Genomic DNA, 15,560 nt, shown 5'->3' with positions numbered 1-15,560 from the left:
ACGGCGACCTCCGTCAGACTGCCGAGTCCGAGCGTCACCTGATCCACCATCACCAACCGGCCTCCGATCACTGGTCCGTGGATGTGGGGGGCTGCTGCCTGGCCCGGCGCCGGGCGTCACGCAGTCGCTCGCGGCTCTCCTGCCCTCCGGGCCTTCTGGGGTGGTGAGGCGGCGGAGTGCCGTGACGGGAGCCGTCAGCCCCGGCAGGAGGGTGGGCGGTGAGGTCGAGAGCGACCGTGAGCGCCCGCAGGTTCGGGTGCTGGAACAGCCAGAGAGGTTCCACCCGCCGACCGAGGACGGTGCTCAGTTCTGCCCCGAATTGCAGGAGTGTGATCGAGGTGAAGCCGGCGTCGAAGAAGTTGGCCGTGGCGGGGACGGGGTGGCCGAGCACCGCGGCCGCGGTGTCGTGGAGCCGGGCGTCGAGCGAGATGGGGGAAGACGCGGTGAGTGCTCCCGCGCCTGGGGCGGCGGGCTTGAGGTTCGCGGACAGGTCAAGCCGGTCGACGAAGGTGATCGTGGCGGGAAGGGCCGGCGCGGCGAGCACTTCGGTGAGATGCGTGCGCACGGCCGCCTCCTGCGGACGCGACCCAGCAGCCATGGGCTGCACCCACAGCCGCAGCGCCTGGTGGCCCTCGTCGCCGACGAGTTCGGCCACCGCGTCCGCGACCTCGGGGCAGCCGCGTGCCGCGGCTTCCACCTCGTCCAGCAGGACACGGTGGGAATTGACCAGAACCTGCCGGTCGAGGCGGCCGACCAGGTGGAGCAGCCCGGTCGAGTCCCGCTGCGCGAGGTCGCCGGTGCGCACCAGGCGGCGGGAGCCGGTGACGAACCGCTCGGGTGCGTCGGTGAGGTAGCCGGACGCGATCCACGGTTCGCCGACCCAGAGTTCACCGCGCTCTCCGTCGGCGCACCGGCGCCCGTCCGCGGTCCGGAGCTCGACCCTTCTGCCGGGCAGCGGACGACCGATGGGTACGTGTGAGGTGTCGGGGAGCGGGTCGTCGGGATCGAGGCGGTGAGCGACCACCAGTTGCGGGGTCTCGACGCATCCGTAGCCGTTGACGATGACGGCTTTCGGCGCCCGCGACCTGATCAGTGCCGCCGTTGCGGTGGTGAGCGGGGCGCCCCCGCAGATGACGAGGCGCAGATGGGGGAGGAGTTGGGGGCTGCGAGCCGCACCGAGGGCCAGGGCCAGCAGATTCGGGGTCGCGCTGAGGACGCTGATCCTCCGGGTGTGCAGCCACGGGGCCAGCGTGGTGAGGTCGGCCTGCTCACTGGGCGTGGGCAGGCAGAGGCACGCTCCCGTCCGGACCGCGAGGCCGATGTCGCGCAGGGCAGGGTCGTGGGCCGGTCCGCTGAGCAGGGCGATGCGGTCTTCGCCGCCTACTCCGAGCCGGTCCGCGAGGTCGGCGATCGCGGCGTCGGTGACCGGTGTCGGTACGAGTACCGGGAGCGGGTCGGCGGTCGTGCCGGAGGTGAAGAGCACATGGGCCGGCGCGGGAAGGCCGTGCGCCTGCGGGGGCGGGGCCGGGGCGGGAAGAGCTTGCAGGGGGCCGTCGTCGTCGGGGAACCCATGGGAGGCGCGGCTGCCCAGAGCCGCTGCGTCACGGCGTGCCTTCGGCCACGCGGCATCGATCAGTACGGGGGTGACCTCGGCACGCAGACAGGCGAGGAGCCGCTCGACGAAGAGACGGTCCCGGCGGGCGGGCAGGACGACGAGGTCTCCGGCATCGGCCGTTGCCCGCACCTGGGCGGCGCGGGCGGTGACGGCGTCATCGAATGTGCGCCGGTCGACGACTCCGCCGCCGGTGTCGAGAGCCGGGGCGGTGGGCTGTTCGGCCGCCGCACGGGTGAGGAGCTCGACCGTTGACGGTACGTGGCCGGGGGCGGGTGGTTCGGTGCGGTGTGCGTCGTTCCGCGCCGGCGGCAAGAGGTCGGCGAGCCGGCCCTGCGGGTCGGCTGCGGCAGCTGAGCAGACCCGTGCCACCTGCTCGGCGAGATCGGTGAGATCGACGACGTCGTGGTGCGCCGATCGCTGCGGGGCGGCGAGGTGCAGGCGGTAGCCGTCGGCCGTGCGTTTGACGTACAGGCTGAGGTCGAACAGTGCCCATCCGGGCGGGAGGTCGTATTCCGCGCTCGCGTGGTCGGCGAACCGCGCCGGTGGAGCTGCCCCGGTGAGGTCGTTGAACCAGAGCCGGATGAGTGGACTGCGGGACGTGCGGGGGAGATGCAGGCGGTCGAGGATCTCGTCGTAGGTGGGCGTCGCGTGGTCCACGGCGTCGAGGAGCGTGAGGCGTGTCGCCGCACATGCCTCGACGACGGTGCGCTGGTCCGCGGCGGGATCGCCGGGGTCCAGCAGCAAGGTGTCGAGGAGGAAGGACACGGTCCGTTCGTCGGAGGGCTCCGCCATCCGCAGGCTCGGCACTCCGACCACACCCGAGTCGCCTCCGGAGCGTGCGGCGAGGATCGTGGTGGCGATGGTCAGGAAGAAGACCGCCGGTGTGATTCCGGCGCCGCGCACCATCGAGTCCACCGCGCGGGCGGCCCGGGCCGGCAGGTCGAAGGTGTGGGTGGTGGCCCGGTGCTCGTCAGGCCCGGCTGCGTATGGCGCGGGCCCGGCCAGCGGGATGCGGGCGCGGGCCGCCAGCCGCTCACCCCACCAGTCGAGGTCGGCCTGCCACCGCGCGGAGTCGGCGTGGCCGGCCTGGCGGCGCAGGTGGGGCAGGAGACCGGGGGCCGGGCGCGGCCACTGCGGTGCGGTTCCGTCCTGGCGTGCGGCGTAGGCGGTCGCAAGGTCGTTGAGCACGATGTCCGAGGAGCGCAGGTCGCTGATGAGGTGATGCATCACCAGGGCGATCCAGGTGCGCCCGGTGCCGGGCGACCAGACGAGGCCGCACCGCCACAGGGGTGCGGTGTCGAGGGGGATCGGCCGGTCGGCGGTCCGGCGCAGTGCGGCGTCGACCTGGTCGGCGACGTCGTCGTGTGATGTGCCGTGCACGACGTCGATCTTGAGTGGTACCGGGACTGCCTCGTCGATGACGATCTCGGCGCGGGCGGGCGCGGGTTCGACGACGCGGCAACGCAAGGCGTCATGACGCTCTGCGAGGTCCGCCAGGGCGGCGCGGAGTGTCGCCGGCTGCAGCTGGGCGTCGAGCGTGAGGACCCGGACCACGTTGTAGGCGGGGGAGTCCGGGTGGAGTTGGTGCCACGTCCAGATTCTGCGCATGGCGGGAGAGATGGGCGCCGGTCCCTGGTGGTTGTCGGCGGTCGGCTCCGGGGCGGCGGGACGTGGTCCGGCAGGAGAGGGATCGCGCCTGGTCCGTTCGACAAGAGCGACGAGGTCATGGAACGAAGGGTTGTCCCTGATGAGAGTGGCGAGGCTGAGTGTGGCGTCGAGCTCGGTGCCGATACGGGCGATGAGCCGGGCCGCCAGCACCGAGTGTCCGCCCGCTTCGAGGAATCCGGCATCCGGGTCGGAGCCGCCGAGCAGGTCGGTCCAGATGGCGTGCAGCCGGCGGGCGAGACCGCTGTCGGGGCCGGTCACTGCTGCTCTTCGGTGGAGATGGCAGAACCGACCTGGAGCACGCGCCGCGCCAGCGCGTCCCGGTCGACTTTGCCGTTGGTGGTGAGGGGGAGTGCGTCCAGGCGGTCGAGATGGCCCGGGATCATGTACGGCGGGAGACGGGAGGCCAGCAGCTCGCGCATCTCGGCGGTGGATGTCCCGGATCCGCGGCAGGTGTAGAAGCCGGCGAGCGTCCGGTTGCCGCCGCGGCAGCAGGTGACGACGACGGCCGAGCGAACATTCCGCGCACTGGCCATCACGGCCTCGATCTCCCCGAGTTCGACGCGGTATCCGCGGATCTTCACCTGGTGGTCGATCCGGCCCAGCAACTGCATCTGCCCGTCCGCCCGCCAGCGGCCGCGGTCACCGGTGGCGTACATACGCTGTCCGGGCCGGAACGGGTCGGGGACGAAGCTCCGCGCGGTCTGCGCGGGGTCGCCGTGGTAGCCGAGCGCGAGCGAGTCCCCGGCCGCGTAGATCTGGCCGACTTCGTCGAGCACGACGGGTTGTCGCTGCTCGTCGAGGATGTAGTAGTGCGAGCCCTTCAGCGGGCGCCCGTAGGGAATGCTCGCCCACTCCGGGTCCACGGAGTCGATCTCGTAGAAGCACGACCAGACGGCGGTCTCGGTGGCGCCGCCCAGATTGACGATCCGCACCTTGGGAAACACTTCACGCGTCTCGTCGGGCATGGACACCGGGATCCAGTCGCCGGCGAGCAGCATCAGGCGCAGCGACGTTCGCTGCTCGGGCGGCGCCTCGCTTCCGGTGAGGAACAGGAGGAGCCAGGAGAACATCGAGGGGGCCGAGTTCCACACGGTGATCTTTTCGCCGAGCAACACCCTTGCCAGCAGGCGAGGTTCGTCGATCTCGGTGTCGTCGGCGATGCGCAGGGCGCCCCCTGCGGACAGCACCCCGAAGACGTCGAAGACGGAGAGGTCGAAACAGAACGACGTCACTTGCAGGAGTGTGTCGTCGGCTTGGACGGCGAACTGTTCGGCGGAGCCCGAGAGTGTGGTGAGCAGTGCGCTGTTGCTGACCGCGACGCCCTTGGGATGGCCGGTGGAGCCGGAAGTGTAGATCACATAGGCGACATCGCCCGGACCCGCCGAGACGGGTGGCGGGGAATCGGGCTGCCGGGCGAGGTGCCACCTGGTGTGCACGCGCTGGGTGGGTCCTCCCGCCGTATCCGGTGGCAGGTCTGTCCGGCGCAGCACAGTCGTGTGACAGTCCTGCGCCGGGGGCTGTACCGCCCAGGCGGAGCTGGGTTCGTGCGGTGCGGGACCCGGCAGGAGTACGGCACCGCCGGGCCGCACGACGGCGGCGACGGCGCTCAGCAGTGCTGGGGAGGGACCCGCGGGCAGGACGGCCACGTCGACGGTGGTCGACACCAGTTCACCGAGGTGGTCCGGGTGGCCCACCTGGAGATCGGCGAACACGCCGTGGTCCTGGGCCCATGCGGTCGCCGTGCGGATCGCGTCGTGGTCCGCGTCGACGGCGGTGAACAGGTCCACATGAGGTGCGACACGCTTCAGCAGTTCGCCCTGCCCCAGACCGATCTGCAGGACGGTGCGCGGCTCTTCGGCGATGACGCGGTCGGCGACCTCCGTGAAGTCCGCTTCGGTTGCGGCCTGTTCGGTGGGCGGTCGCGTGGGGCGTGGCCGTGGCGGGTCTTCCGTGGCGACATCGAGGAGTACGACATCGGTGAGATCGGGACATGCGGCACCGAGTTGCTCGAACAGGGCCAGGTCGTCGGCGAAACCGAGCAGGCAGCGCACCCCGGTCGAGCGCAGGACGTACGCCGTCCGTTCGAGCGGCCACTTGTCGCTGATGGGCACGAACGCGGCACCCGCCAGGGCGATGCCGAGGATCGCGACGACGGATCCCGGATCGCGCCGTCCGATGAACGCCACATGGTGGCCCGCTTCGATGCGCTGCTCGTGGAGAAGCCGGGCGACCTGCGCCGAGAGCTTCAGGAGCTCCTGATACGTGTAGACGACGCGGCCCTTGTCCACGATGGCCGGTGCGTCCGGTGCCCGCCGCGCAGTCTGCGCCACGAGGCCCACCGCGGTGACGCCGTCGGGGACGGCCCGCTCCGCGGGGTCCCCCTCGCCGGGCCGCCGAGCCGGGGCCGGCCTGCCCGAGGCGACCGGCCGCGGCGGACAGGAGGCAATGATGTGCGCCACTCCTGCCGCCACCGCTGCGCCGAACGCCACTTCGTCCTCGTGCAGGGCGAGATGGGTGCCCTCGACGCGGCGGTGCAGCGGATGCGCGCACACGTCGTCCCAGGCCCGGAGTGACGGCTCGGGCACCAGCCAGTCGGAGTCGAAGCCGACGACGCAGCTCGGCACGGGGAGCGCGGGGCGCGGCCGGTGGCGGTAGCTCTGCACGACCGCGAAGTCCGCGTGCAGAGGCTCGGCGAAGAGTTCGGCCATGCCCGGGACCTTGAGCATTTCCGGGGCGGCGAGCCCCATCTCGACGGCGGCCCGGAGGAAGTCCCGGCCAGGGGGGTGCGTCGTGACCGAAGGGTGCCCGATCCCGGTCTGGGGAGCGCGAGTGCCGCACACGACGAGGCCCATGGCGGGAGTTCCCGCGTCGGTGAGTCGTGCGGCCGCCTCGTAGGCGAGCCACCCGCCCATGCTGTACCCCAGGAGGACGAACCGTTCCGCCGGGAGTTCTTCCAGCGCCCCGAGCAGCCCGGTGACGATGTCGTCCGCGTCGCGCAGGCAGGGTTCGGACAGCCGGGGGCCGTGTCCCGGCAGGTCGACGATCACCAGAACGCTGTCGCCGGGCAGGTACGGGTGCAGTTGACGGAACGCGCGCCCCGAGCCACCGGCGTAGGGCAGCGCGATCACGAGAGGTCCGTCCCCGTCCGGATTGACCACGTCGCTGAACCAGGCTGACGAGAATGCGGTCATGCGGAGGCCGTCCGATCTGGCGTGGTCAGCGGGGACGTGACCTGGGCGTCGTCGTGGACGACGATGCGCAGTTCGCTGGTGTGCGGCCGGCCGCCGGGTCCGGCGAGCCACAGTTCGTCGGGGGCGGGGAGCATCTCGGTGAAGGTGACGGCGGTGGAGGCCTCGGAGGCGGCGCTCCGGCGCAGGCCACGTGCGAGGTTGCGCAGGGACAGCGGCGCGTCCTGGTCGACGAGGTAGGGCTTCGGCTGGTCCGGGGTCCGGGCGAACACCCAGCGCGGCATGCCCAGCTCCTGCAACCGCCGGCGCAGCGCGCGGTGACGGTAGTCGTTGTCGACGGTATACGGGAGCTCGGACACCGGCAGATGCCAGGTCTCCCGTGCGATGACCACGTCGTCGAGCAGCAGACGGGGCTGATGGGCGGCCAGGGGCCGGATGCTGAACTGGTTCGCGACGACTGCGGTGAGGAATTCGCCGAGCACTTCGGTGAGCGGCGCCCGCCAGTTGCCGTCGGCCGGGCGGACGACGAGTCGGCTGCTGTCGTCCTGTTCGACGAGCAGACCGGCGCCGGGCAGAACGGTGCTGCCCGAGGGATGCCCCTCGTCCGCGGTCCAGGACCAGTACTGGTAGAGCTCGGGAAGGTCGAGAGCAGGCGGAGGGTAGGTGCGTGAGGTGACCGCTGGTGAAGCGGCCGGGTACACGGGCACGAAGCGGCCGTCGGGGAAGTCGGCCGCGGTGGCCGTGAGCAGCTCCGCACGATCGTCGGCCTGGGTGGCGAAGGCGCGGTTCTCCAGCGTGTTGACGGCGAGGTGCAGTTCGCCGAGCACCCATTGCGGACGGCGGCCGGGGCGAGCGCGGAGCATCAGGTCAGGACTGTGCTGCCGGGCGGCGCGCCACCGGACCGGGCCGGCAGGGAACAGCAGGCGCACCAGCGGGGCCGTCACCGCGGTGCTGAGCCGGACCGAGGACGCCGAGGATTCGGTGGCGGTGGCGAGCAGTTCCGCCCAGCGGGCCCGGAAGTCCGCGGCGACCCGCGAGACCGCGCTGCCGGGCAGTCCGCTGAGGATGTCTCCGGAGGCCATCACCAGGTCGCACAGTCCTACCGGCCGTCCGGAGGCGGCATGCAGGGATTCCGCCCGGGCCGCGAGGTCTCGCTCCAGCTCCGCTCCGTTCTCGCACACGAGCCAGCGGGCGGTGTCCAGGAGGAGTCCGAGCGGGGCACGGAGATCCTTGATCAGGTCCGTGCCGATGTCGACGTCGAGGTCCCGTCGGCAGTCCTCGTACACGATGCACCGCCCGAGGTCACGATCGGGCTTGGCGCGTTGAGCGCCGACTCCGGTCAGGGACCGGAACTCTGCCCCGAGCCGGTCCAGTGCGCCGCGCAGCGCCACCGGGTCGCCGGCCGTGGCCGCGACGGCGTCGACGGCTTCGTCGAGGGGGGCGAGTTCGGCCAGCAGGCTGTCGCGCAGCTTCTCGTCCGGGATCTGTGAGAGGTGTGCGCGCAGTGCGTCTTCCGGCTGATCGGTGACCGGCACCGGGAATCCGACGAGGACCGCTCCGGTCGCCGTGAGCCGCTCCAGTGCCCGCGCGGTGGCCGGAGCCGATTCGGGAGGTCCGTAGGCGCTGAGCAGTTCACCCACCCGGCGCGGACGGTCGAGGGCGGCGGCCAGGGCGGCTTCGTCGGGGTCCAGGGGCTGCGGTCGGCGTCGCGGCCGGCGCAGCACTCCGCCGTCGAAGGAGCACGCCGGGTGCCGCCGGGCGATCAGGTGGGTGTGGAGGGCCGGCCGCTCCGCGAAGGCACGGGCGATCGCGTCGACGGCCCAGTGCTCGCGGAAGAGGGTGCGGCTGCGCAGCCCGGCCGTGCCGCGTGTCGTGACCCCGGCCTGGTCGTCGGTGAACCGGGCCCAGGCGACGGGGCCGAAGAAGCCGATGGTCTCGTTCTTCGCGCAGTAGCGCTGTGCGAGGAAGGCGACGAGGGCTTCGCGCTGGTCTCTGCGGGAGAGACGTCCGTCTCCGTCCGCGGCGAGATCGGCGGCGAAGCGGCCCATCCAGTTCCGGATGAGTGCCGGGTTCTGCCAGGTGACAGCTTCGAGGAAGGCGGGTTGCGCGACGACCGAGCGTACGGCCGCTGCGGAGGTCTCGCGGCTGCGGGTGTCGGAGTCGTCGTCCGCGCAGTCGGGCACCGCGAAACCGTCGAGCCATGAGATCGGCATGCCGGCGCTGCGCAGGGCGGCCAGCCGCCACAGCGACCAGTCGCCATGCAGTGTGAGGCGGTGTGCGGGATGCGCCGAAGGCGCCCCGGGGGCGGTGGAGGTGTGCGGCGCGGCTGTCATGACCGCACCCGCTGGTCGATGACCTCGGCGAGCTCGGCCAAGGTGGGGGCTTCGAAGAGGAACCCGACGGTCAACTCGATGTCGAACGCCTCCCGGATCTGGGCCATCAGTTCAATCGCGGTCAGCGAGTTGCCCCCAAGGTCGAAGAAGTCGTCGTCGGGTGCGAACTGGTCGTGCCCCAGGGTGCGCGCCCACAGGCCGCGAAGTCGGTCCGAGGTCGAGTCCGGCGTATCGGTGGGGGACTCAACGGCCGGTGCCGTGGGCCTCGTTGGCGCGCTTACGGGCTCTGCTTGCGGTCGTGGCCGGGAAGACTCCGCGCGCATGGATTCGGAAGTCGGCAGTCCGGACGTGGGGTCTGCGGTGGACGGTACGGGCACCGGTCGGCCGTTCCGGTGCGGGCGGACAAGTATCTGCTCGGGGGTCCTCGCGGAGAGCAGACGCATCAGGATGTCGGTTCCGACGGACGGGTCGATGCCGGCGTGGTCCTGGGTGTCGGCCTCGTGGCCACCGTGGTCGGCGTCGAACGCGGTCCGGTCGATCCTCCGCATCGTGAAGCCTTCCACGGAGACGAGGAGGATGCCGTCGGCGCCGATGACGTCGATGTCCGCCACGAGCTGTCCGTGGTGGCTCTCCTTCCGCCGGACGCGGGCCGAGACCTCTTGCTGAAGCGGGGCGAAGACCGTGAGCGCACGGTAGAGGAAGGGCAGATACGCCTCGTCGGCCCGGTCCTCGGGGCCGGGACCCGGGCACCCCCGCAGCGCGGAGGTCGCCAGATCCAGCAGTGCCGGATGCAGCGGATGCGTGCGGAGATCGTCGGTGAACTGCGCGGGGAGCCGCAGCTCGACAAGCCTCTCGTGCGCACTGTCGCGGACCTCCACGACGGAGTCCCAGCGTGCTCCGAGTGCGAAGGCCCCGGCAGCGGATCCTCCCGTCGGACGGGTGGCCTTGCGCAGTGCCGTGAGATCGCAGGCGGGCGCCTCGACACTCCGGCGTTCGATCCGTCCGGTGGCGTGCGTGACCCACCGCGCGGTCGTGTCGTCCGCGGGCTGGGAGCGGACCTCGAAGCGGTGGCGCGCACCGTCGGCGGCGAACACGACCGTCACGCGCCTCGGCCGCCGCGCGGTCAAGGGCGCGACGAAAGCCACATCGGAGAGCACCAGCGCACGGTCGGTGCCCTCCGGCACGGTCCGGCCGAACGCGCAGATGACCAGGTCGATATGGGCGGTTCCGGGGAGGATGGGAGTGCCGTCGAGCCGGTGCTCGTCGAGCGCCCAGGTGTTCTCGGCGTCGAGCGTGGTGGTCCAGTGCAGTGTGCCGGCCGCGGGCGCGCCGTCGGGTCGGCTGGCCATGCCGACGGTGGTCCAGCTCGGGTAGTTGATGCTCAGCACCCGGTCCGCGGGGAACAGGTCGAGGCGCGTGCACAGGTCCATGACCGCGTTCGCCGCGGCGTAGTCGCCGCCGCCTACGAGGCCGTCGACGGCGGCACGACTTGAGAAGAACACGATCCAGTCGAGTGCCGGCCGGCCGGCGAGCGCCTCCGCGAGGGCGAGCGTCCCGTGCACCTTGGGGCGGAGCACATCGGCGGCCCGCTCAGGATCGCGGACCTGCAGAATCCCGTTGCCCGCGACCCCCGCGAGATGCAGCAGCCCCTGGACCGGCCCGAAGGCGGCCGCGACGATGTCGAGCGTGCGCCGGACCTGCCGCGGGTCACCGACGTCGCACGCGAGCAGGCGCACCTCGGCCCCGAGCGCGGTGGCGTCCCGTACGGCGGTCGTGACGTCGGCCGACCAGGTGTCCACGGGCTCTTCGGTGGCGGGAAGGGTGCGACCCAGCAGCGCGATACGCGGCCGGATGCCGGTCGCGGCGATGCTGCGCATAGTCGCCAGGCCGAGTGCGCCCATCCCTCCGGTGATGACGTACACACCTCCGGAACGAAGAGCCGGTGCCTGGTTCGGGGGCAGGAGCAGCGGTGTCTCCCGGGGCACCCAGCGGTGACGCCCGCGCAGCGCGACGACGAGGTCCTCACCGGCACGGCAGAGTTCATCGCTCAGTGCGTCGACGGGAGTGTTGGCGGAGAAGTCGATGACCTTGCAGCGTTGCCGCGGCAGTTCGGCGGCCAGGGTGCGGATGACCCCGTGGACGCTCGCCTTCACCGGGTCGACCGGGTCGGCTCCTGAGACGTCGACCGCGCCCGAGGTGAGCGTGATGAGCTCGGGGACGCGGCCCGTGGTGCCGGTCCGCAGACCGTGCTGGGCGAGCGCGAGGGCGCTGAAGAAGCTGTCGTCCAGCTGCTGTCGGACGGTGGCCGTCGACGCCGGCGGCCATGGAGCAGCCGTGATGGCATGTACCAGGAGGTCGGCCTCGGTCCCGTGGCGGGCCAGCGCGGCGAAGACCCGCTCGATGTCGGCGGTGGCACCGGGGCGGATGCCGAACTCGTCACCGTCGTGGCGGTAGGCGTCGGCCGGACGGACCCGGATCGTGTGCGTCCCGGCGTGTTCGAGCGCGGCCACCACGTCGTCCGCGCGGTCTGCGGCGGCAGGGAGCAGGACGACGGCTGTTGCCCCCGCGCGGATGAGAGGGGGTGGTGTCAGAGCGGAGGAGGTCCAGCGCAGGGTCGAGAACGGGCTGGACCGACCCGTGTCGGTGCCGGTTCCCGTGGCAGTCGGCGGTGGCGCGGCGTGGGCTTCGGCGGTCGGATCCGGCCCGGTCACGAGGTCAGCTGCCTGCGGCGCCTCGACCCAGTGCTGCTTCCGCTGGTAGGGGTAGCCGGGCAGCGGGATCCGGTGGCGCAGCGGAGCCTGCCCGACAGCCTCCCAGGAGACATCGGCACCCGCCACCCACAGGTGGGCCGCGGCGGTCAGCAGGGCGGTCATGTCCGGATCGGCATCGTCGGCCGCAGCCGTCCCGCCACGCCTCGGCAGCGTCGGCACCACGGCGACGGAGGCGTCCCGGGCCCGCTCGTGGCGGCGGGCCAGCTCGGTGAGTACCTGCCCTGGACCGACCTCTAGAAGCACGCCGGGCCCGGTCTCCACCAGCGCGTCGAGGGCGGTGGCGAACTGTACGGGTTCCACGAGCTGACGCACCCAGAAGGCCGGGTCGACGGCCTCGTCCGCGGAGATGAGGCGTCCGGTGGCGGCCGAGTAGACGGGCAGGGCCGGCGGCGACAGGGTCACGCCGGTGAAGGCCTTCTCGAACGCCCGGGCGGCGTCCCGGAGCAGCGGCGTGTGAAAGGCACTCGACGTCGGCAGCCGGGTGTGTGCGACACCGCGGTCGGTCAGCTCCTCGGCCACGTCGGCGAGGTCGTCGTCGGACCCGGCCAGCACCACCTGATCCGCCCGGTTGATCACGGCCACGGTGACCGTCCCGGTGAGAACGTCGCGGAGCGCGTCCGCACCGGTCGCGGCAGCGAGCATGCCGCCACCGGCCGGGTGATCGCGCATCGCCCTGGCGCGGGCCAGGACGAGTGCGGCGGCCGCGTCCGGTTCGAGGATCCCGGCGACAGTGGCGGCCGCCAGTTCGCCCAGACTGTGGCCGAGGAGGGCGGCGGGGCGAACGCCCGCCTGCTGCCACATCTGCGCCAGGGCGAGTTCGGCGGCGAACAGCAGAGGCTGGGCGAGGGAAGTCTCGGTGATGTCGAGCCCGGCGGCACCGCGCCAGCAGTCGCGCAGCGGCAGGTCAGGGGCGTCCAGTCGGTCGAGCCACTCGTCGAATGCCCGCGCGAAACCCGGCACGCTCCGGTAGAGGCCGTGCGCCATCTCCACATGCTGGGAACCCTGGCCGGGGAACAGCAGGCAGATAGAGGGCGGGCTCGTCCGCGGCCGACGCGAGACCAGGATCCGGCCGGTCTCGGCCGCCGTCATGGTGGTGGCCGCGTCGTGCGCGCCGACGCATACGGCCGCCGCTCGGACCGGGTGGGTCCGGCGGCCGTGCTGCAGAGTCGCGACCGCATCCGCGAACACCTCTTCGCCCAGTTGCAGGAAGGCATCGGCGAGGCCGGCGCGGACGGCCGGCTCGGCTTCCGCGGTGGGGCTCGACCAGACCACCAGACGCGGTTCCCCTTGATGCAGGGCGGCGGGGACGGCGGGGGGCTCCTCCAGTACGACGTGGGCGTTGGAGCCGCCGATGCCCATGGAACTGACGCCCGCACGGCGTGGCTGCCGGGGGTCCCGCGGCCAGGCGGTGAGCCGGTCCTGTACGCGGAACAGCGAGGATCCGAGGCCGAGCCGGGGGTTGGGCGACCGGTAGTTGATGCTGGGCGGCAGCTGCTCGTGTTCCAGCGCGAGTACCGCCTTGATGAATCCCGCCAGGCCGGCCACTGGCCCCAGATGCCCGATGTTGCCCTTCACCGACCCGAGGGAGCAGCTGCCGACCGGGAGCGGTTCCTCGGCGAGGGAGGTGAAGGCGTCGGTCAGCGCGCTGATCTCGATCGGATCTCCCACGACGGTGCCGGTCCCGTGCGCCTCGACGTACGAGATGTCGCGCGGCCGTACGTCGGCCACGGCCAGCGCTTCGCTCACGACCGCCCGCTGCGCGGCCGCGCTGGGCGCGCCGAAACTGACCTTGTCTGACCCGTCGTTGTTGATCGCGCTCCCGCGGATCACGGCGCGGATGTGATCGTGGTCGGCGAGCGCGTCGGGAAGCCTCTTCAGCAGGACGGCACAGGCGCCCCCGCCGAACACGGTGCCGTCGGCCGCCGCGTCGAAGGGCCGGCAGTGGCCGCTGCGGGACTGGACTCCGCCTTCCGACCAGAGGTAGCCGTGCCCGTACGGGAAGTCGATGCTGGCCCCTCCGACGAGCGCGGTGTCGCAGTCCCCGGTGCGCAGCGACTGGCATGCCAGGTGCAAGGCGACCAAGGTGCTGGAGCAGGCGGTCTGCACAGTCATGCTGGGTCCGTGCAGGTTGAGCTTGTACGAAGCCATGGTGGCGATGTAGCCGCCGAGGTTGAGGGTCGATACATCGGCGAGCGGAAAACCCAGGGCGTCCTTCTGAGGGCGCAGGTGGTGTTCGTGGTAGAGCGGCGCGCCGGCTGAGGCGAAGACTCCGGTTCCCGCGCTGATGGTGGTCGGGTCGTAGCCGGCGTTCTCGATGGCGGCGTGGGCCGTTTCGAGGAACAGGCGGATCTGCGGGTCGCAGGTCCGCGCTTCCCGAGGGGTCATGGAGAACAGGCCGGCGTCGAAGTACTGGGCGTCCGGCGCCAGGGCGGCCGCCTTGACGTACGCGGCGTTCGTCAACAGCTCCTCGGAGACACCGTGGTCGCGCAGGTGCTCGTCGCTCAGCGCTGCCACGGACTCCTTGCCCCGGATGAGGTTCAGCCAGTAGGCGTCGACGCAAGACGCGCCGGGGACCTTCGCTGCGACCCCGACCACCGCGATCTTGTCGTCATCGTCCACAGAGGCCTCCTCGATCAACGACGTGCGATGGATTGGAAGCTACGGCCCGGGTGGGGATCGGTCCTGTCGCCGAAACAGGCGACCGATCACCGTCCTCGGGACGGTGCGGTGGCGATGAGCAGGGATCGAAGGGGCTGGAGCAGGCAGCCGCGGAAGCGTTTGGCGCGGAGGGATCCGGCACCGAAGTCGATCAGTGTGGCGCCGTCGGCGATGGCGCGGGCAATGGGTTCGTAATAGGTCAAGTTGAAGTACTGACCGTGGTCCGGTGCTGCGTAGTCGCGGCCCACCGCACGAATCGTCCACGTACCGCCGAGGCGATGGACCACCGAGAACGCCACCGGTCTCCCGGACAGGTGTCCTACCAGCGCGCGTACCTCGGAACCGGACGTCATCGCGAGCATGGCCAGGTAGAACTCCGCCTCGTGAGGGCCGGCGGTGTCACCGTGGCGCTGCTGGGTCTGCGCGAGCAGCGGGGCGACCTCGGCGGCGACCGCCGACAGTGGTTCGTCGCGTACGACGATCCCGCTGTCCGCGAAGGCGCGGCGCTCCTGGCGGACCTGCCATCTGCGCTTGCGCGGCAGAGCGGCCAGATACTCGGAGAAGTGGCCCCATCCGATCGGCATCACGGCCTTGTCGCGCGTGGCGACCGCGATGGCGTCCGTCTCAAGTTCCGCCAGCCAGCGTGCCTGTGCCGGGTCGAGGTCCGGGATCAGGACCTGCGGACAGCCGGCCGTCGAGGCGACCTCCCGGGCAGCCGACATCAACGCGCGTGCGGCGTCGGCGCCGCACGCGGGCGTGAGCGGAGACCTCAGGAACAGATGATTCCGGTAGCCGCCGGCACCACCGGCCGAACACAGTCGGGCGCCGGTCGAAGGCACCTCGCCTTCGAAGATGTTCTCCGGGGCGAGGGACGACTCGTAGGGGCGCGAGAACTGATAGAGGGGGAGCAGGCCGAGAGCGGCACCGGAGGTGCGGCGCGCCACCAAGTAGGTGACCCGGGCGCCGCGTCGGCGCGCCATGATGTGGTGGCGTTCCAGTTCTCCGAGGACCTGGTCGGATGCCGTGATGCCGAGTTCGTCCAGGAGGTCGATCGATACCTTGCCGACTTCCTCGGTACGCATTGCCTCACCCCGTCGCCTGCGGGCCTTTGGAGAGGCCCCCTGTGTAGGGGACAACGCAGGGCAGGCAGGAGACCAGTCACCCGAACGGGCGGCATGACGCTGTGTGCGGGCGGATCAGAGACTCGCCTCACAGGTTTGTCCGGGGACGGCTTGGATGAACTGTGCGCTCCGGCGGAGGGATTTTTCGTAGGTTACGTAATGCCCACTCATTCTGGAAACCGACGAATGCGCCGTGAACACGGCAC

Annotated in this window: 5 protein-coding genes; all 5 read right to left on the bottom strand. The window is 71.6% G+C overall.

The features are described from left to right. Positions 1 to 67: 67 nt before the first annotated feature. On the bottom strand, positions 68 to 3,541 hold the full coding sequence (locus OG385_RS34515; RefSeq protein WP_266861839.1) for a condensation domain-containing protein: 3,474 nt from the start codon (positions 3,539 to 3,541) through the stop codon (positions 68 to 70). Then, positions 3,538 to 6,474, bottom strand: coding sequence for an AMP-binding protein (locus OG385_RS34510; RefSeq protein WP_266861837.1), 2,937 nt, complete (start codon positions 6,472 to 6,474; stop codon positions 3,538 to 3,540). Before OG385_RS34510 ends, OG385_RS34515 begins: the two co-directional genes overlap by 4 nt. After that, positions 6,471 to 8,804: a lantibiotic dehydratase gene (locus tag OG385_RS34505; protein WP_266861835.1), complete on the bottom strand. Its 2,334-nt coding sequence runs from the start codon at positions 8,802 to 8,804 to the stop codon at positions 6,471 to 6,473. Before OG385_RS34505 ends, OG385_RS34510 begins: the two co-directional genes overlap by 4 nt. After that, positions 8,801 to 14,194, bottom strand: a complete 5,394-nt coding sequence (locus tag OG385_RS34500) for a type I polyketide synthase (RefSeq protein WP_266861833.1) — start codon at positions 14,192 to 14,194, stop codon at positions 8,801 to 8,803. Before OG385_RS34500 ends, OG385_RS34505 begins: the two co-directional genes overlap by 4 nt. A gap of 86 nt (positions 14,195 to 14,280) precedes the next feature. Then, the gene (locus OG385_RS34495; protein ID WP_266861831.1) at positions 14,281 to 15,315 is read right to left on the bottom strand and encodes a GNAT family N-acetyltransferase; all 1,035 of its coding nucleotides are present in this window, start codon (positions 15,313 to 15,315) and stop codon (positions 14,281 to 14,283) included. Between the last annotated feature and the right edge of the window lie 245 nt (positions 15,316 to 15,560).

Origin of the sequence: Streptomyces sp. NBC_01306 (assembly GCF_026340465.1) — a bacterium.
Classification (GTDB): Bacteria; Actinomycetota; Actinomycetes; order Streptomycetales; family Streptomycetaceae; genus Streptomyces.
The sequence above is the reverse complement of the archived record's forward strand: the minus strand, read 5'-3'. Positions and strand labels throughout refer to the sequence as shown.

What these genes read in the sequence shown, in the direction of transcription:
- OG385_RS34510 (WP_266861837.1), bottom strand. Translation starts at nt 6,474, where the DNA reads ATGACCGCATTCTCGTCAGCCTGGTTCAGCGACGTGGTCAATCCGGAC.
- OG385_RS34505 (WP_266861835.1), bottom strand. Translation starts at nt 8,804, where the DNA reads ATGACAGCCGCGCCGCACACCTCCACCGCCCCCGGGGCGCCTTCGGCG.
- OG385_RS34495 (WP_266861831.1), bottom strand. Translation starts at nt 15,315, where the DNA reads ATGCGTACCGAGGAAGTCGGCAAGGTATCGATCGACCTCCTGGACGAA.